Here is a 25,599-nt window from a genome sequence, read left to right as displayed (position 1 = left end):
GTCACCCCTCGCCCCCTCGCCCCGCCGCCTCGACCAGCCGCTCGAACCGCTCCCGCTGCAGGGGCGCGAAGCGCCGCGCCCGGAGCAGCACCGTCACCCGCTCCACCTCGGGCCGATCTCCCGGCTCCGGGACCACCGCCCACTCCACCTCGACGAGGAAGAAGAGCAGCGCCGCGCCGGCGACCACGAGCACGAACCCCAGGTAGGCGAGCGCGGTGAACGGGTCGCGCGCGCCGGCGAACCGGATCCAGCGGCGCACCTCGAGCAGCCGCACCTGCTCGCCCCCCGGCAGGTCGAGGGCCTCCCCGGGCGCGAGCGCCGCCGCGCCGGCCGGCGCCCCGCCCCGGAGCGCGGTGACCCACAGCGCCCGGCGGGCCCCAGCTCCGGTGCCGGCCGCGGCCGGGAGGGTCTCGACCCGCAGCGTCGTCCCGCCGGGGAAGCCGTGCTCCGAGAGGAGGCGCCTGCCGCCCGGACGCTCCTCGCGGAGGAACATCGCCGCCCGGACCGGCGCCGCGCCGGGCCGGGACAGGACCAGGAACGCCGCCGGCCCCATCGTCTGCGTGACGTAGAGCCGGTCGAAGCCCAGCTCCAGCGGGGCGTTGATGGCGACGCGCGCCGGCCGCTGCTCGGCGCCGAGCCGCACGTCCACGGAGAGCGCGCTGAGCGCGCCGCTCGGGTACCGCTCCAGGTGGAAGCGCTCGATCCGGAGCCGCTCCGGCAGTGCGAAGGGGCTCGCCAGGAGCCCACCGCGCTGCAGCCCGTAGGCCGACGGCGCGGGGTCGAGCGGCTGCCCCTCCACGAGGTCCACCAGGGCCTCGCGCGCCAGGGTGGCGCGGAGCAGGCCCGCCAGCACCACCAGCAAGAGCCCGAGGTGCAGCAGCGGCGAGCCGGCGAGCCCGAGCCGGTGCTCGCGGCGCACGACGGGCGGCGGCGGCCCGCCGGGCGTGGCGGGGCGCTCGAGCTCGCGGCGGTAGTGGGCTCCGCGCAGCCGGTAGAGGGACGGCGGCGCGCGCCAGGTGCGCAGGAGCTGCCGCCACTGATCCCAGACGATGACGAGGAGCGACGCCGCGGTGGCGAGGACGAGCCCCGCGAACCAGGGCGTGCGCAGCACCCGGTCGGCGCCGAGCAGCCGGAGCGGCGTCCCGAGCGGCCCCGCCTCGAGCTCCCCGCCCGCGCCGGCCTGGGGCACGGTCGCGAGCAGAGCGCCGGCGGCCGCGAGCCCGAGCACCTCCGCGAGGATGATGGCGGGCGTGCGCAGCGCGCGCTTCAGTCGGCCGAGCCGGCTCCGCCGGCCGACCGGTCCGGGCTCGCCGTCACTCACTGTGGCTTGGCCCGCCGCAGCCGCAGTTGCCCTGCTGCCAGGTGTTCCCCGCTCCCGGGTAGCCGGCGATGTACAGCCACTGGCTGGCGGCGTACGTCGGCGAGCCGTCGTAGTCGCCGGCCCACGTCGCCGCGCCGCTGCCCGCCCCCGCCACCAGCAGCCCGACCTGGGGCCCGCCGTGCGGCACCGCGGCGTGGCAGGTCTGGCAGGGCATCCCGCCGTGGTACTCGAAGCCGGTGTCGGTGTGCATCGGGTTGCGGGTGTAGGCGAAGCTCGGGTCGTGGCAGTTGAAGCAGAAGATGCCCTGGCTGCCGGTCTTGCCGTAGTTGCCCGCCCAGTTCACGCTGGCGTCCCAGGCGGTGTTGGGACCCTTGAGCAGGAAGCGCGAGCCGGCGCCGTGCGGGCCGGCGGGGTCGCTCGTCGAGTCGGAGGCGTGGCAGTCGGTGCAGGTCATCCGGTTGACGTTGGCCGTCTTGTTCCAGCTCCCGAGGAGGTTCCGCGGGTCGATGCGGCCGATGTTCTTCGAGCAGTCGGAGAGCACCGGGTGGAACGAGAGGTTGTTCGGGTTGAACTCGCGCGCCTGGTCGGTCGCCGCGGCGCCGAGGTCGGGCGAGGTGGGCGGCGTGCCGCTGCCCCAGTACCAGGCCGAGTGGCACTTGAAGCAGAGCGCCGCCTCGAGGTCGACGCCCGCCTGGAGGCGGCCGGCGGTCCAGTAGGACGGGCTCGCCGGCGGGTTCCAGCCCGGCGGGTAGGTGGACAGCGTCGCGCCGTAGGCGCCCTGCAGCGTGGGGCCGGCGAGGGGGCTGCCGGTGGTGTGCGCGCCCGACCGGGCCTGGTGGGCGTCGTGGCAGTCGGCGCAGCCGGCGTGGCGGGGAGCGCCCCCGAGCCGCGTCCCGTACGTCGCGGCCGACTCCACGGCGGTCGAGTGCTGCGAGACCGCGTCCACCGGGTGGCGCGCGCCGGCGGCCCCGCGGGCCACCGCCTGGGCCACGTTCTTGCCCGAGAAGTCCTTGCCGGCGCCGGTCCCGCCGCCGTGGCAGTTGTAGCAGACGTTCCGCGTCGGATCGCCCGCGGGCGCGAGGGCCCCCGCGAGCAGGGCCGGATTGTCGGACCAGTGCGGCCCCTGGACCGGCCCGTTGCCCTGCACGCTCCAGCTCGGCGTCTGCCCCTCGCTCTGGCGGCCGGCGTGGCACTTGGTGCAGTTGCGCTGCAGCCGCGAGCTCACGCTCGGCGTCGCCCCGGGGGCGTCGTCGTGCATCACGTACTCCCACGCCGTCCCGCCCGCCGAGGTGGTGTTGTGGGCCGAGAGATCGTAGCGGGTCGCGTCGATGTAGGGCCGGCTCGCGTCCACCGGGTTCTGGTGGCAGGCCATGCAGCCCTGGACCTGACCCGGCACGTGGTCGGCGCGCAGCACGCCGGCGCCGCTCGCCGCGGTGGCCTGCCCGTAGGTGGCGCTCGACGGAGTGGTGTCGCGGGTGAGCGCGCGCGAGGCCGCCGTCAGGGGCGACCGGTGGAGATTGCTCGCGTGGACGGCCGCCGGCCAGGCCGAGGGATCGTTGTGGACGTGGTCCGGGTGGCACATGTCCACGCAGGAGCGCGCGGCCGGCGCGTTGGCCGCGAGGGGATTACCCCAGGCGGTGGCGTTGTCCTGCGGCGCGTCGCTCGCGCCCGCCGCGCCGAGGGCGTGGGCCGAGGCGCGCGCCCCGGCCTGCATCCCCGCGAGCTTGGCGCCGTGGCACTTCGCGCAGGACTCGCCGCCCTGGGCCTCGCGCCCGCGGAAGCCGTTCTGGTGGGAGTGACAGCCGGTGCAGGCGGTGGTGTCGGTCCCGGCGTAGTGGGCCGGGTCCTGGTTGCCCGCACCGCGCCAGCGCGCCACGCCGGCCGGGCTCGCGGTGCGCGTGTGGCAGGCCTGGCACGGCCCGGTGGTCCGGGCCGCGACGAGGCTCGCGTTGCTCGTCACGAAGGAGACCGCGGTGGAGGTGGCGCCCGAGTCGCCGGTGATCCGGTCCTGGAACACCACGGTCTTGGCGGGCACGTAGCCGCCGTACGAGGGCGGCACGATGCTCTCGCGCAGGAGCTGGGCGTTGTGGGTGTTGTGCGGGGTGTGGCAGTCGCGGCAGGTGGTGGACCAGGAGCCGTACTTGGAGAGGCCGGTCGCCGGGTCGGCGGTGCTCTGGCTCGAGTGGGTCTTGACGTTGTGGCAATCCACGCAGAGCTGGCTCGAGTTGGCGCGGGCGAGGAGGTTGCCGTCCCCGGTCCGCTTCGCGTTCACCGTGATCACCGCCGGGGACGAGTAGCCGGTGTTGCCGCTCGCGCTCACCGCCTGGGCCTGCAGCACGTACGCGCCCGGCGTGAACGCGAGGTCCGCCTGGTACACGCCCGCCTTCGCGCCGGCCACCGACGCGTAGGCCGCGTTGGGGGCGAGCGTGTCGGTGAAGGTGCCGCTCGCGCCGGCGGCGCGCGAGAGCTTCACGCTCGAGACCCCGCTGCCGCTCGGGTCGTAGACCTGCACCTGCACCCGGATCCGGCTGCTCGCGTCCGTGCTCACGGTGGCGGCGTGCCCGGGGTTCAGGATCGAGACCATCGGGACGAGGCTCTGCGGGGTGGGGTCGCCCACCGCCGCGCCGGCGAGCGCCCCGGCGATCGTGACCGTGCCGCCGGTCACCGTCGCGGTGTTGAGGATGCGGGCGCCGGAGATGACGCTCACGTCCGCGGTGCCGAATGACGGCCGGAACTGCTCGCCGGCGGTGGGGTCGGCGCCGAGGGTCACCGCCACCGTGAGGACGTAGTCGTGGTTCCCCGCGGTCACGGCGAAGCCGGGCAGGACCCAGGCCATCCGGCCGGGGTCGTAGACGGCGGTGGCGACCTTGGCGTCGCCCGCGTCCCAGGCCCCCGGCGTCGTGCCCAGGTCCTCGTAGAGGCTCACCGACTGGAGCTCGCCCGGCGGGGCCGCCTTGGCGGCGGTGTTGGCGAGGGTGATGCCGGTCACCTGCACCGAGCCGTTGGCCACGTTCAGGCGGAACTTGCCGGCGGTGACGTTGACCGAGCCGGGCGGGGCCGCCGCCACGTCGGGGGTCGCCCCGAGGGGGATCACCGTGAGCGCGCCCGTGCCGTCGGCGCAGGCCGAGACGACGACCGGTCCGGTGAGGGCGGTGCTCTGGCCGTTCACGCCGTCGCCGTCGGTGAAGGTGACCTGGTAGTACCAGAGCCCTCCGGTGGTCGGGCTGTCGTCCACGCACGACCAGGTGGTGAGCCCACGCGACGGGGCCGAGGCGCAGGAGGCCGGGGTGAACGGCCCGAAGGGCGAGCTGCCGCGGGCGAAAGTGGCCGCGTTGTCGAGGTCGCCGTCGCCGCTGAAGGCGGCCGACAGGCTCACCTGGGAGCAGAAGCCGGGCGTGGCCGTGAGCGCCCCCACCGTCGTCGCGTAGGGCGGGACCACCGGCGTGGCCGGGCCGGCCGGCACGCCGGCGGAGTAGTTGCCGCAGGCGTCGCCGAAGAAGGCGAGGTAGCGGTAGGCGAGCCCGCCCTGCGCCTGGTCCGAGTAGGCCTGCGCCGCGCCGACGTAGGCGGCCGTGTCGGTGCCGAGCGTGCCGCCCATCACGTAGCTCGTCCCGTCGGTGAGGCGGGTGGTCTGCACGCTCGCGCCCCCGGCGCTGCGCAGGATCACCGCCCGGGTGAAGTCGGTCGCGGGGTTCTGCCAGGAGAGCGCGATCTGGTTCGGGGTGGCGGTCGCGGCGGCGCTCCACGACGCGGGGGGCGTCGGCGGCGCGCGGTCCACCGTCACCGTGGCGCCGCTGGCGTCGGCGCCGGCGACGTCGTTGTTCGACGTGAGCGTCGTCACCCGGGCGGTGAGCGGGTAGCTCTGCCCCGAGGCCAGGGCGGCGTAGGCGGCCGGCAGGATCTTGAGCCGGAACTGGCGCGGCGTGGTGGTCACCGGGATCGGCGTCGCGAGCGCCACGGTCGGCGTGAGGCTCGACGGGGTCACCTGGCCGTAGACGGTCGCGCCGTCGTCGCTCGTGACCAGGATGGACTGGGCGGCCGAGGGGGTGCCGGTGAGCGCCAGCGTGAGCGCGGTGACGCTGTCGGTGAAGACGGAGGTCGAGAGGGTGAAGGCGTCGGCGTCGTAGGTGGCGCCGCTGGCGCCGGGCGCGGGGCAGGCCTGCGGGACGTCGGGCGGCTCCGAGGCGAGGTGATCGCCGAGCGTGGTGGTCCCGACCGAGAAGTGGAACGCGCCCATCACCGGCGGGAGGGGGTTCCCGCAGTTGGTCGTGCCCTGGGCGAGGAGCCAGTAGGTGCCGCGCGGCCAGGCCGCCGTCGCGTAGGTGCCGGTGGACCAGTCGCTCGGGACGTAGGGCTGGGTCAGGAGGAAGCGCGAGAAGGAGGCGGTGTACGGGTAGACGAAGGACCCGGCGCCGACCGCCACGCCGACGTAGAAGGTGCCGGTGAGCGAGACGGCCTGCGAGCCGGCCTGGGTCCACGACACGCCGTCGCTCGAGTAGTAGCCGGTGAGCGTGCCGCCGGCGCGGCTGAGCCGGATCCACGCGGCCGGCGTGACCCCCGCGACGGTGGTCGAAGCGGTGGCGCCGCCGGTCGTGCTCCGGGCCTGGAACACCGCCCCTGCGCCCGGCGCCACGAACAGGGCCGCGTTGACGGCCGTCGCCGAGAGGTCCTGCCGGACCATGAGGCCGGCGCGCGGGCTGCTGGCCGAGCCGTCGATCTCGTCCACCCGGACGTCCACCGTGAAGTCGCCGCTCAGGGCGACGGGCTGCGAGACGAACCGGAAGTAGTCGGTGGTCCCGAAGGCGCCGGTGCCGTTCGGGCTCTGCACGCGCAGCTGCCCGCCGCTCGCGGTGAGCGCGGCGCCGGCCGTGACGCCCGAGCCGATGTTGGTGCTGGTCCACTTCGGATCGAGGGCGGCGAACCCGTCGCTCGGCGCGAGCCCCACCCGGAAGCGGAGCCCGCTCACCCCGGTCGCGGTGACGAGCGCGGCCGGATCGAGCGACACGCCGCCGGCGCCCTGGCCGGCCGGCATGGCGAGCGCGCTCGAGGGCGTGCAGGTCACGGCGTCGGAGATCGCGACGCCGCTCGACATCGCGGGGCTGCCGTAGACGAGCCCGTTGGAGCTGCAGTAGCTGTCGGCGGTGGAGGCCGAGTAGTTGAGCTGGAGGACGAGCCGGTGGCCCGGCGCGATGGTGTAGGGCGCGTTGGCGAAGGCGACCGGGACGAGCGCGGCGGTGCCGCCGGGGCTCGTGACGGTCCCCGAGCCGATGAGCGTCCCGTTCCCGGCCGGGCCGTCCGGATCGTGGTCGAGCAGGTCGGCCCGGAAGCTGTCGGCGGGGAAGGGGCCCCCGCACTCCGGGTCGGCAGGGGAGGGGTTCGAGCTGGTGAGCCAGAGCGACGCGGTGGCGTTGGCGGCGACGAGCCGCTGATCCGCGTAGGTGGGGCCGTAGAAGCGCGCCACCGGCACGAAGGGGCCGGCGGTGGCGGTCCACCCGCTCCACGCCCCCGCGCTCGTCGGCGCCGCCGCCTGGAGGAAGGTGGTGACGGTGCCGTCCACGCCCTCGTTCACCGCCGCCCCGCCGGCGAGGAAGTGGCTCGGCACCGTGGCCGTGATCGGGCCCGCGAGGACCGGCGCCGAGTACTTGGTGCCGGTCCCGGAGCAGGGGTTCACGCTGAAGACCGCGTACTGGTACGTGAGCCCGCCCGTCACCACGTCGTCGAGCGCGGTTCCCGTGCCGGTGTAGACGACGGTGTCGGCGCCGACCTGCGAGCCTGCGGCGTAGGTCGCGCCGTCGGCGAGCGCGGTGGTCTGGATCGCGGCGCCCGGCTGGCTCCGGAGCACCACCACCCCGCCGAAGTTGGGCGGGGGCAGGGTGCCCGAGGGGTTGGTCCAGGCGAGGTGGATCATCCTCGGGGCCGAGGCGGCGCCGGTCAGGCCGGACACCGCCGTCGGGGTGCTCCAGTCCACCGTGATCACGGCGCTCGGGTTGGAGTCGTTGACGAGGATCGGGATCGAGGTGGTGACGCCGATGACCTTGGCCGTGACCGGATACGCCTGGCCGCTCGTGAGCGAGGCGTAGGGCGCGGGCGCGATCTGCACGTTGTAGATGCCGAAGGTGCTGTTGGCCTGGATCGGCGGGCTCAGGGGGATGACGGCCGTGCTCCCCGGGTTGGCGAGCTGGCCGAGCACCGTGCCGCTCATGACGATGCGGACGCTCTGCACCGCCTGCGGGTTGGTGAGGGCGACCGTCACGGCGGTCACCGCGTAGCCGTTGGCGGTGTAGTTCGTGGCCCCCATCGTGAACATGTCGGCGCTGAGGGCCGCCGCGCCGGGGCAGACCCGGTTGTTGCCCGGCTCGAGGTTGTAGAACTCGCCGACGGTGACGTAGGCGGGAGTCAGGAGGGTCGCGTACTTGTAGTTGTTGCAGCGATCGGCGGTCGCGATGCCGTAGGTGTACTGTGCGTTGAGGGTGTCGGTGAAGGAGGTGAGCGTCCCGACGTAGAGGACGGTGTCGGTGCCGACCTGGGTCCCGGCGGTGTAGGTGGTGCCGCTCGTGAGCTGGTAGTTCTGGACGCTCTTCCCGGCCCCACTGCGGAGCACCACCACGTGGTCGAAGTCGGTGGTGGGGTTGGTCCAGGAGAAGCTCGCCTGCTGCCCAGAGGTCGTGAGCTGGGCCCCGGAGACGTAGTCGGGCGGCGCGCCGTCCACGACCACCGTGCCGCTGCCCGCGTCGGTGCCGCTGACCGCGTTGGTGGCGACGAGGCTGCTCACGCGGGCGGTGACGCTGTAGCTCGCGGTGATGCCGTAGCCCTTGGGCAGCACCTTCACCCGGTACTGGGTCGGCGTGATGGTGACCGGGATGGGCGTGGTGAGCGAGACCGTGGCCGAGGTCCCCGGCGACGCGAGCTGGCCGTAGGTGGTCAGGCCGTCGTCGCTGGTGACGTCCACGCGCTGGATCCCGCCCGTCCCGGTGAGCGTGAGCGTGACCGAGGTGACCGAGTCGGTCCCCAGCGAGGTCGCGAGGCTGAAGTGGTCCACGTCGGCGAGCGGGCTGGCCGGGCAGGCCTGGGCAACGCTGGTCGCCTCGGAGCCGAGGTAGTCGCCGAGGAGCGTGGTGTTCGCGGCGCGCCCGGCGACCGGAGCGGTGGCCAGCAGGAGCGCGAGCAGGACGCGCGGGGCCCGGCCCGCAGCGCCGCGGCGGGCGCGGCCCGGCCCCGGCGAGCGCCGCGCCTGCCGACCGTTCCGCTCCGATTCGCCTCGAGTCCGCTCGACCGTTTGCAATGCGTTCCCCCCAGGGGGAGGATGCCAAAGCAAGGTTCGTTCCGAGTGACTATTGGTCGAAATTGCGCGGGGCGCGGAGAGGGCGATTCAAGTCCCTGATTTTGCGTTGTGTCCGGGCATCCCACATGCGGCGCCGTTTGCCTACCGCAATCCGGCTAATGGGGTAGATGGCCCATCTTGGGCCATTTCCAGCACCTACATGGCCCCGCGTCCGCGAGCGATCGTCACGCGCTCCGGGGACGCGCCACTCGCGTTGCTGGCCGTGACGAGCGAGACGGGATCGAGCGAGACGCGGGAGGCGCTCTGGCCGCTCGCGACGGTGAGGCTGCTCGACGGCGTGCAGGGTGACGGTCTCGCCCGCGAGCCGAGCGTCACCCGGGTACGGGACGGCGGCGCGGCGGAGGGCGCCCCGCCGGGCCCGCTCGCCGGGTCGGGGCGGCCCATTGCGGCAGGCCGGCCCCCGTGCTATCTCGCACCACGCTGGAGCCGTCCGGGCGAACGCGTCGGCTGGCAGGGTTGCAGTCGCCGAGGAAAGTCCGGGCACCACAGGGCAGGGTGCCGGCCAACGGCCGGTCGGGGTGACCCGCAGGAAAGTGCAACAGAGAACAGACCGCCGAACGGCCCTCGCGAGAGGGCGCGTGGCAAGGGTGAAACGGTGCGGCAAGAGCGCACCGCGCTCCGGGTGACCGGAGCGGCACGGCAAACCCCACCTGGTGCAAGAGCAAATAGGGAGGCGTCACCGGGGCCGCGAGGTCCCGCGTGGAAAGGGCGGCCCGCCCGAAGCCTCCGGGTACGGCTCGCTGGAGGCGCGCGGCAACGCGCGTCCGAGAGGAATGTTCGCCGCCGCGTCCGAGAGGGCGCGGGACAGAACCCGGCTTACAGGACGGCTCCGGCATTTCATCTTCTGCATCAGCTACTTGCACCCAGGATGAAGCGGGCCTGCCCAAACCCTGCCTAAGCGGGGGGCCGGCGTTTCCACGGAAGGCGCGAACCCTAGCACCGGACTTGGCGGCTCCCCGATGCGCTCCCCTCAAGGCATCGGGAACTGAGTGAGCTCGGCCTTGAGCCTGCCGTACAACTCGGGCGCCCACGCAACGGCCACCCTCGGTGCCGGCTTGACCCGAAGATCCGTGGGCACGATCACCACCTGGAACGCGTCGCGGCCCACGGTTCCAGCGAGCCAGAACAGCTCTTCGATGGCGGGGTCCCCGATGGCCAGGCAGCCGATGCTCACGTCCTTGCCGTGAATGAAGATGTCGCCGCCCAGGCGAGTCCTACCGTCACGCGCGGCCCAGGATTTGTCGCTGGCGTTCGGGTAGCCCACCTTGAGTGAGAGGTGGTACGCGCTGTTCGGGTTGAGTCCTTCGATCTGGTAGATGCCCTCGGGTACTTGGCGGTCGCCCTCACGCAACTTCGGACCCTCGCCGCCGCTCTCTGCGAGCACGTGCCAGGTGGTCACGCGCACACGCTCGCCCGACGACTTCTCGGCCCATAACTCCAGGCGCCGTTCGTCCTTCACCGCGAGCAGCCATAACCGTTCGGGGCGGGGCGGGACGCCCGCCCGCGAGAGTGCCTCCCGCACGCGGACGCCCGCTGTTTCGTCGAGCGCGCGGACCACGCCCTCGACGGAGTGGGTTCCGGTGAACGGCCGCAGCCTTGCAACCCACACGCTCCGGCCGTGCTTGTAGAAGAGCCACCCGCCGGCAATCAGGACGGCCAGAGCGACCGGGACGAATAGTAGCCGCCCGGGCGGTCGCGAGTGATGGTTCAAATCTCCCCCCACTCCAAGAATGCGGCCGTTGCGGCACGCGGCCCAGCTACCCAGCCGCGGCGCGGGGCATCTCGTTCCACGTGCGCCCGTCGAGCTCGCGACCGTTCTTTTTCTTCTGGAACCCGCCCCACTGCTTGAAGAAGAACGGGACCCGACGGGACCGACAGCGATCACGTATCTCCCGCACCCACGCCGCGTTCATGGGGCGGCACTTGCCGCCGCTCTCTCCGCCTACGATCACCCAGTCGATCCCCCGGACGTCCAGATCGGGGATCGGCCCGAGCAGCGGCTCGATGGACAGGAAGCGGACGCGAGCCTGCGCGCGACGAAGGTGGTCTATCCGCCAAGTGTAGTCTGCGTTCTCGACGCTCACGCCAAGCCAGACGTTCGGTGACGGGGCGTGGCGCTGCGTGAACGATTCGAGTCGCTCCGCGCGTTTCGTCAGGACCTGGAACCGATGCTGCGCGGCCTGCCGCATCACCGCGAACACCTGTTCGATGTACGAGTCGGGCACCTTCTCGTGGAAGAGGTCGCTCATGGAGTTGACGAAAATGAGGCGGCTCTTCTTCCAGCGGAGCGGAAGATCGAGAGCCTCCGGCACGAGGCGGAGTTCGAAGCCCTGTTCGAACGGGTGACCCGGCACGCCACGGAACCGCTCGGCGAACGTCTCGGCATAGCAGTGGGCGCAGCCCGGCGAGATCTTGGTACAGCCGCGCATGGGGTTCCACGTCGCGTCCGTCCACTCGATGGTGCTGTGGTCGCTCATTCCCGGCTCCTGCCCGCCCAAGATCCTGAACGTCAGTATAGCGTCGTACACTGTTCCCCAGCACGTAAGCGAAACTTTCGCGACCCGTGCGAAGCGGACGAAGGGGGACATCCAGACATGACTCAGGACCTGCCCGAGGTTGGGCCGTGGGCGCGTGAGAAGCTGAACGGGCTCCGGGCGTACCTGTCCGCGTACATGACTATCCTGAGCAAGCACGCCCCGCTCAAGACCGTGTACGTCGATGCCTTTGCCGCAGCCGGTCGTGCGGTCGTCCGGAAGAAGGAGCACGACGACCCCACGATTCATCTCGACCTCGGTGACGAGGCGCGCGACGAGGACTCGCGCGAGGTCATCGACGGCTCGCCGCGCGTCGCGCTCGAGATCGACCCGCCGTTCGAGCACTACGTGTTCATCGAGACCGACGAACGCCGTCTCGCGGAGCTCAAGGAGCTAGAGGCGCAGTACGGGGCCACGCGGAAGATCGCCGTTCGCTCAGGGGACTGCAATACGTATCTCACGACGAAGCTTCTGACGGTCCTCGGGTCGGATTCGCGGTGGCGCGGGGTCGTGTTCCTCGACCCGTTCGGCATGCAGGTGCCGTGGACTACCATCAAGCGACTGGCCGACACGAAGCAGGTGGAGGTATTCATCAACTTCCCAGTCGGGATGGCGATCCAGCGGCTGCTGCCGCGGAGCGCGCAGTTCACCAAGAATGCCCGAGCGAAGCTCGATCTCTACTTCGGGGATCCGAGCTGGTACGACGAGGTCTACGTGTCGGAACCTGGGCTGTTCGAGCCTGGGGTCCGGAAACGAACCGACGCCGGGGACCGGCTGCTGAACTGGTATCGCGGGCGGCTCAAGACAGCTTTCGGGCACGTCTCAACGGCGCGCCTCATCACGAACTCGAAGGGCGGGCACCTCTATTATCTCGTGTTCGCGGGCCCGAACCCGACCGGAGCGAAGATCGCGAGCTACGTCCTCGGGCCGGCGCGGCCCAGGGCGAGTAGTGAAACGGGGCACGATCGGCGCTGACCGGGTGCCCCGCTCCGGAATGGTGGGCGCTTGGCCCCGGGTCCCCCGCGCAGCACCCCGCGAGGTCCTTCCTCCGGGCCCCGGGCGTCCACATGGTGACTGAGGGTGGATGTCTCCTTGGTCGCGAGGGCGCTTCCGGTCTGGTCACCGGGGGCGCCTTCGTCTTTCCGGCCCGCCCCGCCGGCTGCGCGCCGGGCACCCTGAGCGCCGGCGCGGGAGCCGGGGCGCCTTCGGGCGTATATTCACCCCACCTCGCGCACGCCCCCCCGCCGGGCGCGGGGCCACGCCATGACCGTCCCCCGCCCGCGCGCCGGCCTCGTCATCCTCGCCGTGACCCTCTTCGCGGCCGTGGCCGTCGGCGCCACCGGCGGGGTGCTCATCTCGCGCGCCCGCCGGGCCGCGCTCGACGCCTCGGCCGACCGCTCCGCGCTCCTCCTCGGCCAGCGGGCCCGCCTCCTCTCCGACGAGCTCTTCCGGCTCGGCGGCGAGATGACCCGGCTCTCCCAGCTCGCCGAGGTGGACCTCGCCGACGGCAACATGGAGCCGGAGAAGCGGGTGCTCCGGATCGCCCGGCGCGACTCGCTCCTCTTCGCGGTCTCGATCACCATCGTGGACGCGCGCGGCGTGCCGGTCTGGTCGGAGCCGCAGGGGGCGAGCGCCCGGGCGGTCGGCCAGCCGGAGGTGGAGGTGGCCCAGGGGCGGCGGCGGCCGGTGCTGGTCGCCATCCCGGGCGAGGTGGACCTCGTCGCGCCGGTGGCCGGGAGCGGGGCCATCGTGGGCACGGTGAGCGCCGAGCGCGGGCACGACCTCTTTGGCGAGGGGCTGCGGCGCGCCGTGCAGGGCGGGGGCGAGGTCGCCCTGCTGCAGCGGACGGAGAACCCGCCCGGCGCGGGCGCGGTCCCCGGCCCCGCCGAGCTCCCGCTCTTCAGCCGCGGCGAGGCGGTCGCGGGGCTGCGGCTCGGGAGCGACGGGCAGGGCTGGCGGTCCGACCCGGGGGGCCGGCGCTTCCTCGTGACCGAGGCCGGCGTGGACGGGACGCCCTTCACGCTGCGGCTCGTGCAGTCGGCGGGGGTGCTGGAGGCCGAGGCGCGCCGGCCGGTGCGGACGCTCGAGACCATCGTCGGCGGCGCGCTCGTGCTCGCGCTCGCCGGCGGCGCGCTCCTCGCCTACGCGGTGCGCCGCCTCGAGCGGGCGGAGCTCGAGGTGCAGCGCTCGCGCGAGCTCTCGGCCATGGGCAAGACCGCGGCCGCCATCGCCCACGAGGTGAAGAACTCGCTCAACGGGCTCTCGGTGGCGCTCGACCTGCTCGCCTCCGGCCGCGCCCCGGCTCCGGCGGCGCGGACGGTCCACGCCCAGGCCCGCAGCGAGATCGACCGGCTGCGCTCGGTGGCCGAGGATCTGACCCTCTTCGCCGCGCCGCCCAGGCTCGAGCCCGCGCCGGTGGACGTGGACGCGCTCTGCCGGCTCGCGGCGGCGAACGTCGCCGAGCTCGCCCGCGAGTGCCAGGTGGAGGTGGCGCTCCGGCTCGAGGCCGCCGTCGAGGTGCCGGGCGACGGCCACAAGCTCATGGCGGTGCTCTCCAACCTGCTCCGGAACGGGATCGAGGCCATGGGCCCGGGCGCCTGGGGCGAGCCGCTCGGCACCCGCCCGGCGCCGCGGCAGCGGACCCTCACGCTCGCCACCGCCCGCGCCGGGGACGAGGTGCGGATCGTCGTGGACGACACCGGCGCCGGGATCCCGGCGGAGGTCCGGGGGCGGGTCTTCGAGCCGTTCGTCACCACCAAGCGGACCGGCACCGGGCTCGGGCTCGCCATCTCGCGCCGCGTGGTCGAGGCGCACGGCGGCACGATCGAGGCGCAGGATCGCGCTGGCGGCGGCACGCGCATCGCGGTACGGCTCCCCGGGGCCGCGCCGCTGCGGGCCGCCTCGGCGCGGCCCGCCGGCGGCGACGGCTCCGCCTCGGAGGCTCCATGAACGGCAAGGTGCTGATCATCGACGACGAGCGGACGTTCCGGGTCGTCGCCGAGGCGGCGCTGGGCGGGGAGGGGTACGAGGCCCGCTCGGCGGCCTCGGCCGGCGAGGGGCTCGAGCTCGCGCGCAGCTTCCAGCCCGAGGTGGTGGTGCTCGACCGCAACCTCCCCGACGCCGACGGGCTCTCGGTCCTCGAGGCGCTCCGCGCCGAGGGGGGCGACGCGGCGCCGCTCGTGGTGATGGCGACCGCCTACGGCGAGGTGGAGAACGCGGTCACCGCCCTCAAGTCGGGCGCCTTCGACTACCTCACCAAGCCCATCCAGCTCGCCGAGCTCGTGAACACGGTGGGCAAGGCGGTGGAGGCGCGCCGCCTGCGGCGCCGCAACGCCGGCTTCTCCGACGCCGGCCGACGCAAGCTCGAGCAGGACCTGTGCGTCGGCGAGTCGGCGGCGATGCGGCGCGCGCTCGAGCTCGCCGAGAAGGTGGGCACCTCGCCCGACACCACCGTCCTCATCCAGGGGGAGAGCGGCACCGGCAAGGAGATCCTGGCGCACCTCGTCCACGTGCGCACGCCGGGGCGGAGCGAGGCGCCGTTCGTGGAGCTCAACTGCGCCGCCATCCCCGAGACGCTGCTCGAGAGCGAGCTCTTCGGGTACGAGAAGGGCGCCTTCACCGACGCCAAGCGCACCAAGCCCGGGCTGCTGGAGCAGGCCGAGGGCGGGACCCTCTTCCTCGACGAGATCGGCGACATGCCGCTCGCCACGCAGGCGAAGCTCCTGAAGGTGCTCGAGACCCAGACCTTCCGCCGCCTGGGCGGGACGCGCGACCTGCGCGCCGACGTCCGCTTCATCGCCGCCACCCACCGCGATCTCTCGGCGGCGGTGGCTTCGGGAGCCTTCCGCCTCGACCTGTACCACCGGCTCGACGTCTTCCACCTGCAGGTGCCGCCGCTCCGCGAGCGGCCCGACGACATCCTCCCGCTGGCGCGCTTCTTCCTGGCCCGGTACGCCGCGCGCGCGGGGCGCGCCCTCACCGGCTTCTCGCGGGCGGCCGAGGAGCGGCTGCTCGCCTACCCGTTCCCCGGGAACGTCCGCGAGCTCCGGAACGTGGTCGAGCGGGCGGTCATCCTGGCGAGCGGCCCCGTGCTGGGGCCGGGCGAGGTGATGCTCCACGCCGCGCCCGTCGCCAGCGCGCCGCCCGCGCCGGCGCCGCACCCGCCGGCGCCCGCCGCGGCGTCGCCGGGGATCGCCGGCCCGGCCGAGCCGCAGGGCGCCTGGCGGCCGCCCGGCCAGGAGGGGGCGGCGCCGCCCACGCTCGAGCAGGTGGAGCGCGCCTACCTCCTCGACCTGCTCGAGCGGGCCGGCGGCAACCGCAGCCAGGTCGCCCGCTGGATGGGGGTCTCGTATCCGACGGTGATGAAGAAGATCACCGACTACGGGATCGACCTGGGTCGCTGGAAGAGCTGAAAGGATCTTTCAGTCGGTTCGGGAGTGGGGGCGCGCGACCCCCGCGCTCGCCCGGAATTCGGCAGGTTCCGGTCGCGGCACGCGCGTTGCTACGCGCAGCTCCATGTCGCTCCGGATCCTCGCCCTGCTCGCGCTCCTCGCGACCGCTCCCCTCCCTGGTGGCCTAGCACGGGGCGACGAGCAGGGCGTTCCGGTCTGGGGTCTGGAGGACGCCCGCGCCGCCTTCCTCTCGTCGAGCCCCGAGTTGCGCGAGGCCGAAGAGCGGGAGGAGGCGGCGCGGGCGGATGTGCTCCAGGCCGGCCTGCGCCCCAACCCCGAGCTGAGCCTCTCGCTCGGCAACATTCCGCTCCGCGCCAACACCACCCCGGCCGGCAACGGCTCCGGGCTCGGCCGGAACGCCGTCTACGGGGCGGGCCTCTCGCAGACCTTCGAGCTCGGCGGGAAGCGCGGGAAGCGCGTGGACGCCGCCGAGGGCGCGCTCGCCGAGTCCCGCTCGGCCCGCTCGGACGCGCTGCGCCTGGCCCGCTTCGAGCTCGAGAAGGCCTTCTGGGCCGCCGTGTCGGCGGCCGAGCACCGCAAGCTCGCCGAGGAGGTCCGCGCCCGGCACGCCGAGACCATCCGCATCTCCCGCGCGCGCTTCGAGGCGGACGACATCGCGGCGAGCGACCTCGATCGCGTGGTGCTGGAGGGGGCGCGGCAGGAGAACGATCTCGCCGACGCGCGCGCCGCCGAGCACGCGGCGGTGGCCGAGCTGCTCCGGCTCGTCGGCGCGGGCGCGCCGGCCTGGGTGACGGTGAAGGGGACGCTCCCGGCGCCCCGGCTCGCGGTGGACGCGGCGGCGCTCGTGGCGCGCGCCGGGCGCGAGCGGCCCGACCTCGCCGAGGCGCGGGCCCGGGTGGAGTCGGCCCGGGCCGGCGTGGCGCTCGCGGAGGCGCAGGCCGTCCCCGACCTCACCGCCGGGCTGAGCTACGCCCACTCGCAGGCGGTCGCGGCCGGGGACAACCCCGACACGCTCGCCGCCACGCTGTCGCTCCCCCTCCCGCTCTTCCACCGCAACCAGGGGGAGGTGGCGAAGGCGCGCGTGGCGCTCGCCGGCGCGGAGCGCGCGCTCGCCGCGCTCAGCGCCCGCGCCGGGCGCGAGGTGCAGCAGGCGGTGGCGCGCCACGAGGCGGCGGTGGAGAAGGTGACCCGCTACGAGGGCGGCGCCCTGGAGCGGGCCGAGCGGTCCCTGCGCGCCGCCGAGAAGTCCTGGCGCGAGGGCGCCACCAGCCTCCTCACCTTCCTCGAGGCCGAGCGCACCTTCATCGCCGTGCGCGCCGACTACCTCGACACCCTGTACGAGCTGCGCGTGGCGCGGCTCGAGCTGGCGCGCGCGACCGGCGCCGCCGCCCTGGAGACCTCGTCATGACCCGCCAGAGCCTGCTCGCGCTCGCCGCGACCCTCTCCGCCTGCTCCCGTGCCGCCTCGGCGCCCGCGGGAGCGCCGCCGCCGCCGGGCCCCGGCGTGCTCGAGCTGCGCGCCGTGCCCGCCTACGTCCGCGTCGCGCCGGTGGAGGTCTCCCGCGACGGCGGCCTCGCCACCGCCACCGGCCGCGTCGGCTTCGACGAGGACCACACGAGCCGCGTCGGCTCGCCGCTGTCGGGCCGGGTGGTGGAGCTGCAGGCGCGCCCGGGCGACCGGGTGCGCCGCGGCCAGCCGCTCCTCGCCATCGCCTCGCCCGACGCCGAGAGCGCGGTGGCCGACCTCGTCGCCGCCGAGGCCGACCTGACCGCGGCCCGCAAGAACCTGGAGCGCAGCCGCCGCCTCTTCGCCGACCAGGCCGTGCCGTACAAGGACGTGCTCCAGGCCGAGACCGACGCCACCAAGGCGGAGGCGGCGCGGAGCCGCGCCCGCAGCCGGCTCGAGGTGCTCGGGATCGACCCGGCCGTGGGGGCGCACCGCTCGCGCTTCGTGCTCCGCGCGCCGCTCGACGGCGTGGTGGTGGAGCGGGCGGCGATGCCGGGGATGGAGGTGCGGGCCGACTCGGGCGCGCCGCTCGTCACCGTGGCCGACCTGCGCCGGCTCTGGGTGCAGGCCGACGTCTACGAGCGCGATCTCGGGCTCGCCTCGGTGGGGCAGCGCGCCGCGGTGACGGTGCCCGCCTTCCCGGGCGAGACCTTCGCCGGGACGGTGACCCACATCGGCGATCTGGTGGACCCGCAGACCCGGACCGTGAAGGTGCGGGTGGAGGTGGAGAACCCGAGCCAGCGGCTCAAGCCGGAGATGTTCGCGCGGGTGACCCTCATCGGCCGGCCCGGCGCGCCGGCGGGGCTCACCGTCCCGGCCGACGCCATCCTGTCGGACGGGCAGGCGAGCGCGGTGATCGTGGCCGTGTCCCCCGGGCGGTTCCAGAAGCGCCCGGTCGCGCTCGGGCCGGAGCAGGACGGCCGGATCCGCGTCCTCTCCGGGCTCTCGCCCGGCGACCAGGTGGTGGTGGACGGCGGCCTGTACCTCAAGGCGGAGCTGGAGGCCGGCGGTGCTCGGTAGGCTGGTGGACTGGTCGCTCGAGCACCGCGGCGCGGTGCTCCTGCTCACCCTCACCGCCGCGCTGGCGGGCTTCTGGGCGTTCCGGCAGCTCCCCATCGAGGCCTTCCCGGACGTCACCGACACGCAGGTGCAGGTGATCACGCTCTTCCCCGGTCACGCGCCGGAGGAGGTGGAGCGGCAGGTCACCCTGCCGGTCGAGAAGGAGCTGAACGGCGTCCCGCAGCTCTCGCGGATGCGCTCGGTCTCGATCTACGGCCTCTCGGTGGTGACGCTCACCTTCGAGGACGGGGTGGACAACTACTTCGCCCGCGCCCAGGTGAGCGAGCGGCTGCGGCAGGTGGAGGTGCCCGACGGCGTGACGCCCGCGCTCGGGCCGCTCTACACGCCCATCGGCGAGATCTACCGGTACGTCCTCGAGAGCGATCCCCGCAAGGGCGAGCCCCGGAGCCCGATGGCGCTCCGCGAGCTGCAGGACTGGGTCCTCGAGCGGCAGTTCCGGCAGGTGCCGGGCGTGGCCGACGTGGTCTCGTTCGGCGGCTCGCAGAAGCAGTTCCAGGTGGAGGTCGATCCGGCGCGGCTCAAGTCCTACGGCGTCACCCTGCGCCAGGTGTTCGAGGCGCTGCAGCGGTCGAACGCCAACGCCGGCGGCAACTACCTGCGGCGCGGGCCGGAGGAGCTGGTCATCCGCGGCCTCGGCACGCTCGCCTCGGCCGAGGACGTGAAGAACGTGGCGGTGGCGAGCAAGAGCGGGACGCCGCTCACCGTCGGGGACCTGGCCCGCGTCTCGGTGGGCGAGGTGCCCCGGCGCGGCGCGGTCTCGAAGGACCGGCAGGACGAGGTGGTGCAGGGGATCGTGCTCCTGCGCAAGGGCGAGAACCCGGCCCAGGTGCTCTCCGCCATCCACGAGAAGGTGGCGCAGCTGAACGGCGGGATCCTGCCCCCGGGCGTGCGGCTCGTGCCGTACTACGACCGGACCACGCTCGTGGACCGGACCCTCGCCACGGTGCTCCACAACCTCGCCGAGGGCGCGCTCCTCGTCACCGCCATCGTCTTCCTGTTCCTGCTCTCCTGGCGCGGGGCGCTGGTGGTGGCGAGCGTGATCCCGCTCTCGCTCCTCGGGAGCTTCCTCTACCTCAAGGCCCGCCACCTCTCGGCCAACCTGCTCAGCCTCGGCGCGGTGGACTTCGGCATCATCGTGGACGGCGCGGTGGTGATGGTGGAGAACGTCTTCCGGCACCGGCACGCCGCGCCCGGCGAGCGGCTCAAGGACGTGGTGCGCCGCGCCGTGCACGAGGTGGCGCGCCCCACGCTCTTCTCGCTCGGCATCATCATCGTCGCCTACGTGCCCATCTTCACGCTGGAGCGGGTGGAGGGGCGGATCTTCGCGCCCATGGCCAACACGGTGGCGAGCGCGCTCGTGGGCGCGCTCCTCGCCTCGCTCACGCTGGTGCCGGTGCTCTGCGCCCTCTCGCTGCGCAAGGAGAAGGAGCGCACCTCGCCCGTCGTGCGCTGGGCGGAGCGGCTCTACCGGCCCACGCTCCACCTCGCCCTCCGCCGCCGCTGGACGGTGCTCGGGCTCGGCGCGGCGTCGCTCGCGGTCGCGCTCGCCGTGCTCGGCACGGTCGGCTCGGAGTTCCTGCCCGAGCTGAACGAGGGCTCGCTCTGGGTGACCGCCACGCTGCCGGCGTCGATCTCGCTCGAGGAGGCGCAGCGGATGGCGCCGCGGATCCGGGGCGCGCTGCTCGAGTTCCCGGAGGTGAAGACGGTGGTGGCGCAGCTCGGCCGCCCGGAGGACGGCACCGACCCGGCGCCGGTGAACAACCTGCAGCTCTTCGTCGATCTGAAGCCGCGCGCCGAGTGGACCACCGCCCGCGACCCCGAGGCGCTGGTGGAACGGATGGAGGCGCGGCTCCGGCAGTACCCGGGCATCGACTACAACTTCTCGCAGCCCATCAAGGACAACGTCGAGGAGGGCATCAGCGGGCTCAAGGGGCAGGTGGCGCTGAAGCTCTTCGGCGACGATCTCGACGAGCTCGACAAGCTCGCGGCGTCGGCGCAGCAGGCGCTCGCCTCGGTGCCGGGCGTGGCCGACCTGGCGGTGATCCAGGCGGGGACGCTGCCGCAGGTGCAGATCGCCATCGACCGGGCGCGCATCGCGCGCTACGGGGTGGCGGTCGCCGACGTGGACGAGGCCATCGAGACCGCCCTCGGCGGCAAGGTCGCGACCGACCTCTGGCAGGGCGAGCGCCGCTTCGGCGTGGTGGTCCGGCTCCCGAGCGCCTACCGGCGCGAGCTCTCCGCCATCCGCGACGTGACCGTGCCCACGCCCGAGGGCGCCCGCATCCCGCTCTCGATGCTCGCCGACGTGCGGGTGGGGGAGGGGCGCGCGGCCGTGAACCGCGAGGCCAACCAGCGCTTCATCGGCATCAAGATGAACGTGCGCGGCCGCGACCTCGGCGGCTTCGTGCGGGACGCGCAGGCGGCGGTCGGGAAGGCGGTGCAGCTCCCGCCGGGCTACGTCGCCACCTGGGGCGGCGAGTTCGAGAACCAGCAGCGGGCCATGCGGCGGCTCGCCATCGTGATCCCGCTCTCCATCTTCCTCATCTTCCTGCTCCTGCTCGAGGCCTTCGGCCGGCTCCGCTCGGCGCTCCTCATCCTCGCCAACATCCCCTTCGCGCTCGTGGGCGGCGTCCTCGCGCTCAAGCTCACCGGGGTGAACCTCTCGGTCTCGGCCGCGGTCGGCTTCATCGCCCTCATCGGCCAGGCGGTGCTGAACGGGGTGCTCCTGCTCTCCGACGTGGACGCCCGGCGCGAGGCGGGGGCGAGCGTCGGCGAGGCGGTGGAGGGCGGGGCGGTGGCGCGGCTGCGCGCGGTGCTCATGACCGCGCTCCTCGCCGCGCTCGGCCTCATGCCGGCCGCGCTGTCGAAGGAGATCGGCGCCGAGACCCAGCGGCCGCTCGCCATCGTGGTGATCGGCGGGCTGGTGTCGGCGACCGTGCTCACGCTCTACGTGCTGCCGGTGCTCTACGATCTCGTGGAGCGCCGGGCCGAGCGGCGGAGAGGGGAGCGCGAGGCGGCGCGCGAGGCCGAGGCGGCCTGAGCGAGGTCGAGGGGAGGCCGGGCGAGCGGACGGCCGGAGCGCGCGGGCTACTCGCCCGAGCCGGTGCGGCGCACCTCGGCCGGGGGGAGCGGCGGCAGCCGCTCGAGGCGGCGCGCCAGCCGGCCCAGGCCGCGGAACATCCGCAGCGCGTCGAGCCCGAAGACCACCTTCGACTCGCCCTGGTCGGCCCAGTCGATGGGCACCTCGAGGCAGCGGGCGCCGTCGCGCTGGAGCACGGCGATGAGCTCCACGTCGAGCAGCCAGCGCTCCTCTCGCAGCTCGTCGAGCCGCGGGCGCAGCAGGTCGGCGCGAGCGAACTTCACGCCGCACTGGGTGTCGTAGAAGCCGAGCCCGAGCGCCCGCTCGGTGAGCGTCGCGAAGACCCGCCCCTGCAGGTGCCGGAACAGGCTCCGCTCGATGTGGCGGCCGGCCATGAGGACGCGGGCCCCGGCGAGCAGGTCGTGCTCGGCCTGCTCCAGCATCCCGGCCATGCGCCAGAGCTCCGAGGCGCCGACCGCCCCGTCGGCGTCCACGAACCCGAGCCAGGCCGAGCCCGCGTGGGCCTCGCGCCAGCCCAGCCGGATGGCGGCGCCCTTCCCCTGGTTGCGCGGCGCGGCGAGGTAGCGCAGCCGGTGCCGGCCCCCGTGCGCCAGCCGGGCGGCCGCCTGCTCGGCCGCGGCGCGCTGCAGCGCGGCGTGCTCGGGGGCGCTCCCGTCGTCCACCACCAGGAGCTCGGTCGGCGGCCGGCCTGGCAGCGCGGCGAACGCGGCGAGCTGCTCGAGGAACTGCGGCAGCCGCCGCCCCTCGTTGAAGGCCGGGATCACCAGGGTGAGGTAGGGAGGGGTCAAGTGGCCGCTTTCTACGCGCCTTCGGGGCCACGGGTCAACTCCGACCTCCTCCGACACCGGGGCTGCGGTACCATCCGCCCGTGTGGACGCTCGCGGACAGGGGCGCGTTGGCGCGGGGCCTCGCCTGGGCGGCCTACCTCGGCGCGGTGGCGCTCTTCGTGCTCCTCCAGGAGGTCGGCCTCCGGCTCCGCCGCGACGAGCAGCGGGCGTGGTGGGCTGGCACCGGGCGAGACGTGCTGAACGCCGCCGGGTTCGCGGCGCTCGCCGGGGCGCTCCGGCTCTACGGGTTCCCCTGGCCGGCGGCCGTCCTCGCCGGGGGCTCGCTCACCCTGCTGCTCTTCGGGGCCTACGTCTTCATGGCCACCCAGACGGACAGCCGGCGGCCGCGCGCCTGGGCGCTCGCCGCGGGGCTCTGCGCGGCCCTGCCGGTGCTCTGCTTCCCGGGCGCGCTGGTGGCCGCGCTGGGAGAGCTGGTCGGCGCGCTCTTCGCCCGCTGAAAAGAAGAGGGGCCGCCGGTCTCCCGGCGGCCCCAGGTGCTGCCAATCGCCCCTCGCGGTCGCGTGGGGGCGAAGGACTACATGCCCATGCCGCCCATGCCGCCCATGCCGCCGCCGGCCGGCATCGGGGCCTCTTCCTTCGGCTTCTCGGCGATCATCGCCATGGTGGTGAGCATGAGCGAGGCCACCGAGGCCGCGTTCTGGAGCGCGGTGCGGGAGACCTTGGTCGGGTCGATGACGCCGGCCTTCACGAGGTCCTCGTAGTCGCCGGAGGCGGCGTTGAAGCCGAAGTTCGGCTCCTTCGACTCCTTCACCTTGTTGACGACGATCGAGCCCTCGACGCCGCCGTTCTCCGAGATCTGGCGGAGCGGCTCCTCGAGCGCGCGGCGGACCATGTCGAGGCCGAACTTCTCGCCCTCCTCGACCTGGACCTTGTCGAGCGCCTTGAGGCAGCGCAGGTAGGCGACGCCGCCGCCGGGGACGATGCCCTCCTCCACGGCCGCGCGGGTCGCGTGCAGGGCGTCCTCGACGCGGGCCTTCTTCTCCTTCATCTCGGTCTCGGTCGCGGCGCCCACGTTGATGACGGCCACGCCGCCCACCAGCTTGGCGAGCCGCTCCTGGAGCTTCTCGCGGTCGTAGTCGCTGGTGGTCTCCTCGATCTGGGCCCGGATGACCTTCACGCGGGCCTCGATGTCGGCCTTCTTGCCGGCGCCGTCCACGATGGTGGTGTTGTCCTTGTCCACCGTGATGCGCTTGGCGCGGCCGAGCTCCTTCAGCGTCACCTGCTCGAGCTTGATGCCGAGCTCCTCGGCGATCATCTTGCCGCCGGTCAGGGTGGCGATGTCCTCGAGCATGGCCTTGCGGCGGTCGCCGAAGCCGGGGGCCTTCACGGCGCAGACGTGCAGCGTGCCGCGGAGCTTGTTGACGACCAGCGTCGCCAGCGCCTCACCCTCGACCTCCTCGGCCACGATGAGGAGCGGCTTCCCGGCGCGGGCCACCTGCTCGAGCACCGGCAGGAGGTCCTTCATGTTCGAGATCTTCTTCTCGTGGATGAGGATGTAGCCGTCCTCGAGGATGGCCTCCATCCGCTCCGGGTCGGTGACCATGTACGGCGAGAGGTAGCCGCGGTCGAACTGCATGCCCTCGACGACGTCGAGGGTGGTCTCGAGGCCCTTGGCCTCCTCGACCGTGATCACGCCCTCCTTGCCGACCTTCTCCATCGCCTCGGCGATGATGTTGCCGATGGTGGTGTCGCCGTTGGCCGAGATGATGCCGACCTGGGCGATCTCCTTGTGGTCCTTGGTGGGCTTGGAGAGGTTCTTGAGCTGGGCGACGACGGCCTCGACGGCCTTGTCGATGCCCCGCTTGATCTCCATCGGGTTGTGGCCGGCCGCGACGAGCTTCGAGCCCTCGCGGTAGATGGCCTGGGCGAGCACGGTGGCGGTGGTGGTGCCGTCGCCGGCGACGTCGGAGGTCTTGGAGGCGACCTCCTTCACCATCTGGGCGCCCATGTTCTCGAACTTGTTCTCGAGCTCGATCTCCTTGGCGACGGTGACGCCGTCCTTGGTGATCGTGGGGGAGCCGAAGCTCTTCTCGATGACGACGTTGCGGCCCTTGGGCCCGAGGGTGACCTTCACCGCGTCGGCGAGGGTGTTCACGCCCTTGAGGATCGCCTCCCGGGCGCGCTGATCGAAGATGATTTCCTTGGCAGCCATTTCTTCTCCGTGGTTCGGGGAAAGTGGGGGAGAGGGTTACTTCTCGATGACGCCGAGGATGTCCTCCTCGCGCATCATGAGGTGCTCCTCGCCGTCGATCTTGATCTCGGTGCCGGCGTACTTGGAGAAGAGGACGCGGTCGCCGGCCTTGATGTCGAGCGGGCGGACCTTGCCGTCCTCGAGCACCTTGCCGTTGCCGACGGCGATCACCTTGCCCTCGATCGGCTTCTCCTTGGCCGAGTCGGGGATGATGATCCCGCCCTTGGTCTTCTCCTCCTCCTCGACCCGCTTCACGATGACGCGGTCCTGCAGCGGCCGGATCTTCATACGGTTGCTCCTTGCGTTGGGTGCGCCCGCCGACGGTGGGGGCGCGGGGTTCAAGAACGCGGACGTCCCTGGCAGTCGCAGTGTAGGACTGCCAAGGACGCGCGGTATCGTAACCACCGACTCCACCCTGTCAAGCGAGCCTGTCGATTTTCTAGGGTCGCGAAATCAGGGCTGTTCTGGCTCGATACTGGCAGTGTGCCCGTTCGAGTGCTCGCCCGGGGCGCGGGCCCTCGGCTCTGCCCGAAAGCAGAGGCCGGGCGGCCGGTTGCTTCGCTTGATCTGGATCAGTACCTTGTGGGGGAGAGGCCGGGCCGCCCCGCGGGAGGAGGGGGCGGCGGCTCCGGAGGTCGCGCGTGAGCGGCTCGATCGTGGTGGGCAAGAGCGCCGAGGAGTACTTCCGCGAGCTGGTGGGCGACGCCCTCGCGAGCCGGCGGCTCAAGGTGCAGGAGGAGACCGAGTTCTACCTCGTGAACCTCCTCGCCCGGTTCCTGGAGCGGGAGCAGCTCTTCGTCGAGGCGCCGGGGGGCGGGGCCGAGGCCGAGCCGCTCGCGCTCATCCTCATGCGCGCCCTCGCCGCCGACCGCGCCCGCCGCTACCAGGGGCTGAAGCGGCTCGGCGACACCTCGCTCTTCGTCTCCGGCTTCTTCGGCGACTCGCTGGCCCGCGCGGCGGTGGACGTGAGCTACTACATCGCCATGGGCGGCCGGGCCTACGGCGCGCTCGGCGACGCGGCGATCGCGCCGGCCGGCATGACGGCGCTCTACGCCGAGCTCTCGGCGCGGTTCGAGCAGTTCGTGGACCTCTACGCCGAGATCGCCGAGCTCTCCGACCTCTCCTCGAACCGCGGCCTGGTCCGGCTCTACGAGCGCTTCCTCGTGACCGGCTCGCGCCGGGTGGCGCGCCGGCTCGAGGAGCGGGGCGTGGCCCTGTTCGCCGGGCCGCCGCGGCCGCGCCGCGGGGACGTGCACTAGGGGGCG

At 73.5% G+C, this 25,599-nt stretch carries 15 protein-coding genes and 1 other RNA gene; 9 read left to right on the top strand and 7 right to left on the bottom strand.

Going from position 1 to position 25,599, the window contains the following annotated elements:
• Position 1: 1 nt before the first annotated feature.
• A complete protein-coding gene (locus AMPC_RS10480; protein ID WP_248346244.1) occupies positions 2-1,321 on the bottom strand; it encodes a cytochrome c biogenesis protein ResB in 1,320 nt (439 codons plus the stop codon).
• Positions 1,314-8,603, bottom strand: a complete 7,290-nt coding sequence (locus tag AMPC_RS10475) for a DUF1349 domain-containing protein (protein ID WP_248346242.1) — start codon at positions 8,601-8,603, stop codon at positions 1,314-1,316. The genes AMPC_RS10480 and AMPC_RS10475 overlap by 8 nt, the downstream gene beginning before the upstream one ends.
• Before the next feature lie 482 nt (positions 8,604-9,085).
• On the opposite strand from AMPC_RS10475, the gene rnpB reads away from it, so the two are divergent.
• An RNA gene (gene rnpB, locus AMPC_RS10470) (RNase P RNA component class A) lies at positions 9,086-9,498 on the top strand.
• 135 nt (positions 9,499-9,633) lie between these two features.
• On the opposite strand, the gene AMPC_RS10465 is transcribed toward rnpB, so the two are convergent.
• Positions 9,634-10,374: a L,D-transpeptidase family protein gene (locus AMPC_RS10465; RefSeq protein ID WP_248346240.1), complete on the bottom strand. Its 741-nt coding sequence runs from the start codon at positions 10,372-10,374 to the stop codon at positions 9,634-9,636.
• A 46-nt stretch (positions 10,375-10,420) separates the two neighbouring features.
• Positions 10,421-11,140 (bottom strand): DUF5131 family protein, encoded by a 720-nt coding sequence (locus AMPC_RS10460; protein WP_248346238.1) that lies wholly within the window; start codon positions 11,138-11,140, stop codon positions 10,421-10,423.
• A gap of 117 nt (positions 11,141-11,257) precedes the next feature.
• On the opposite strand from AMPC_RS10460, the gene AMPC_RS10455 reads away from it, so the two are divergent.
• The 6 genes from AMPC_RS10455 (at position 11,258) to AMPC_RS10430 (ending at position 21,235) form a co-directional block, all read left to right on the top strand.
• On the top strand, positions 11,258-12,172 hold the full coding sequence (locus tag AMPC_RS10455) for a three-Cys-motif partner protein TcmP (protein WP_248346236.1): 915 nt from the start codon (positions 11,258-11,260) through the stop codon (positions 12,170-12,172).
• Between the two features lie 288 nt (positions 12,173-12,460).
• Positions 12,461-14,146, top strand: a complete 1,686-nt coding sequence (locus tag AMPC_RS10450) for a sensor histidine kinase (protein WP_248346234.1) — start codon at positions 12,461-12,463, stop codon at positions 14,144-14,146.
• Entirely contained in the window at positions 14,143-15,609 is a 1,467-nt protein-coding gene (locus AMPC_RS10445) for a sigma-54-dependent transcriptional regulator (RefSeq protein WP_248346232.1), read from the top strand. The genes AMPC_RS10450 and AMPC_RS10445 overlap by 4 nt, the downstream gene beginning before the upstream one ends.
• Positions 15,610-15,712: 103 nt before the next feature.
• A complete protein-coding gene (locus AMPC_RS10440; protein WP_248346230.1) occupies positions 15,713-17,017 on the top strand; it encodes a TolC family protein in 1,305 nt (434 codons plus the stop codon).
• Entirely contained in the window at positions 17,014-18,135 is a 1,122-nt protein-coding gene (locus AMPC_RS10435; protein ID WP_248346228.1) for an efflux RND transporter periplasmic adaptor subunit, read from the top strand. The genes AMPC_RS10440 and AMPC_RS10435 overlap by 4 nt, the downstream gene beginning before the upstream one ends.
• A complete protein-coding gene (locus tag AMPC_RS10430) occupies positions 18,125-21,235 on the top strand; it encodes an efflux RND transporter permease subunit (RefSeq protein ID WP_248346226.1) in 3,111 nt (1,036 codons plus the stop codon). The genes AMPC_RS10435 and AMPC_RS10430 overlap by 11 nt, the downstream gene beginning before the upstream one ends.
• 47 nt (positions 21,236-21,282) lie before the next feature.
• On the opposite strand, the gene AMPC_RS10425 is transcribed toward AMPC_RS10430, so the two are convergent.
• Positions 21,283-22,083 (bottom strand): glycosyltransferase, encoded by an 801-nt coding sequence (locus AMPC_RS10425; RefSeq protein ID WP_248346224.1) that lies wholly within the window; start codon positions 22,081-22,083, stop codon positions 21,283-21,285.
• A gap of 107 nt (positions 22,084-22,190) precedes the next feature.
• Here AMPC_RS10425 and AMPC_RS10420 point away from each other — a divergent pair, with 107 nt between their 5' ends.
• Entirely contained in the window at positions 22,191-22,580 is a 390-nt protein-coding gene (locus AMPC_RS10420; protein ID WP_248346222.1) for a hypothetical protein, read from the top strand.
• A 77-nt stretch (positions 22,581-22,657) separates the two neighbouring features.
• On the opposite strand, the gene groL is transcribed toward AMPC_RS10420, so the two are convergent.
• Complete coding sequence (gene groL, locus AMPC_RS10415; RefSeq protein WP_248346220.1) at positions 22,658-24,295, bottom strand: chaperonin GroEL; 1,638 nt, start codon at positions 24,293-24,295, stop codon at positions 22,658-22,660.
• 36 nt (positions 24,296-24,331) lie between these two features.
• Positions 24,332-24,622, bottom strand: coding sequence for a co-chaperone GroES (gene groES, locus AMPC_RS10410; RefSeq protein WP_248346218.1), 291 nt, complete (start codon positions 24,620-24,622; stop codon positions 24,332-24,334).
• A 353-nt stretch (positions 24,623-24,975) separates the two neighbouring features.
• On the opposite strand from groES, the gene AMPC_RS10405 reads away from it, so the two are divergent.
• A complete protein-coding gene (locus tag AMPC_RS10405; RefSeq protein ID WP_248346217.1) occupies positions 24,976-25,593 on the top strand; it encodes a hypothetical protein in 618 nt (205 codons plus the stop codon).
• The last annotated feature ends 6 nt before the right edge of the window (positions 25,594-25,599 follow it).

Origin of the sequence: Anaeromyxobacter paludicola, from assembly GCF_023169965.1 — a bacterium.
GTDB lineage: Bacteria > Myxococcota > Myxococcia > Myxococcales > Anaeromyxobacteraceae > Anaeromyxobacter_B > Anaeromyxobacter_B paludicola.
Note: the sequence above shows the minus strand (reverse complement) of the source record. Positions and strands in the feature narration are given on the sequence as shown.

Excerpts from the sequence above, each read along its gene's own strand:
- AMPC_RS10435 (WP_248346228.1), top strand. The coding sequence starts at position 17,014 with ATGACCCGCCAGAGCCTGCTCGCGCTCGCCGCGACCCTCTCCGCCTGC.
- AMPC_RS10450 (WP_248346234.1), top strand. The coding sequence starts at position 12,461 with ATGACCGTCCCCCGCCCGCGCGCCGGCCTCGTCATCCTCGCCGTGACC.
- AMPC_RS10440 (WP_248346230.1), top strand. The coding sequence starts at position 15,713 with ATGTCGCTCCGGATCCTCGCCCTGCTCGCGCTCCTCGCGACCGCTCCC.
- groL (WP_248346220.1), bottom strand. The coding sequence starts at position 24,295 with ATGGCTGCCAAGGAAATCATCTTCGATCAGCGCGCCCGGGAGGCGATC.
- AMPC_RS10460 (WP_248346238.1), bottom strand. The coding sequence starts at position 11,140 with ATGAGCGACCACAGCACCATCGAGTGGACGGACGCGACGTGGAACCCC.
- groES (WP_248346218.1), bottom strand. The coding sequence starts at position 24,622 with ATGAAGATCCGGCCGCTGCAGGACCGCGTCATCGTGAAGCGGGTCGAG.
- AMPC_RS10455 (WP_248346236.1), top strand. The coding sequence starts at position 11,258 with ATGACTCAGGACCTGCCCGAGGTTGGGCCGTGGGCGCGTGAGAAGCTG.
- AMPC_RS10445 (WP_248346232.1), top strand. The coding sequence starts at position 14,143 with ATGAACGGCAAGGTGCTGATCATCGACGACGAGCGGACGTTCCGGGTC.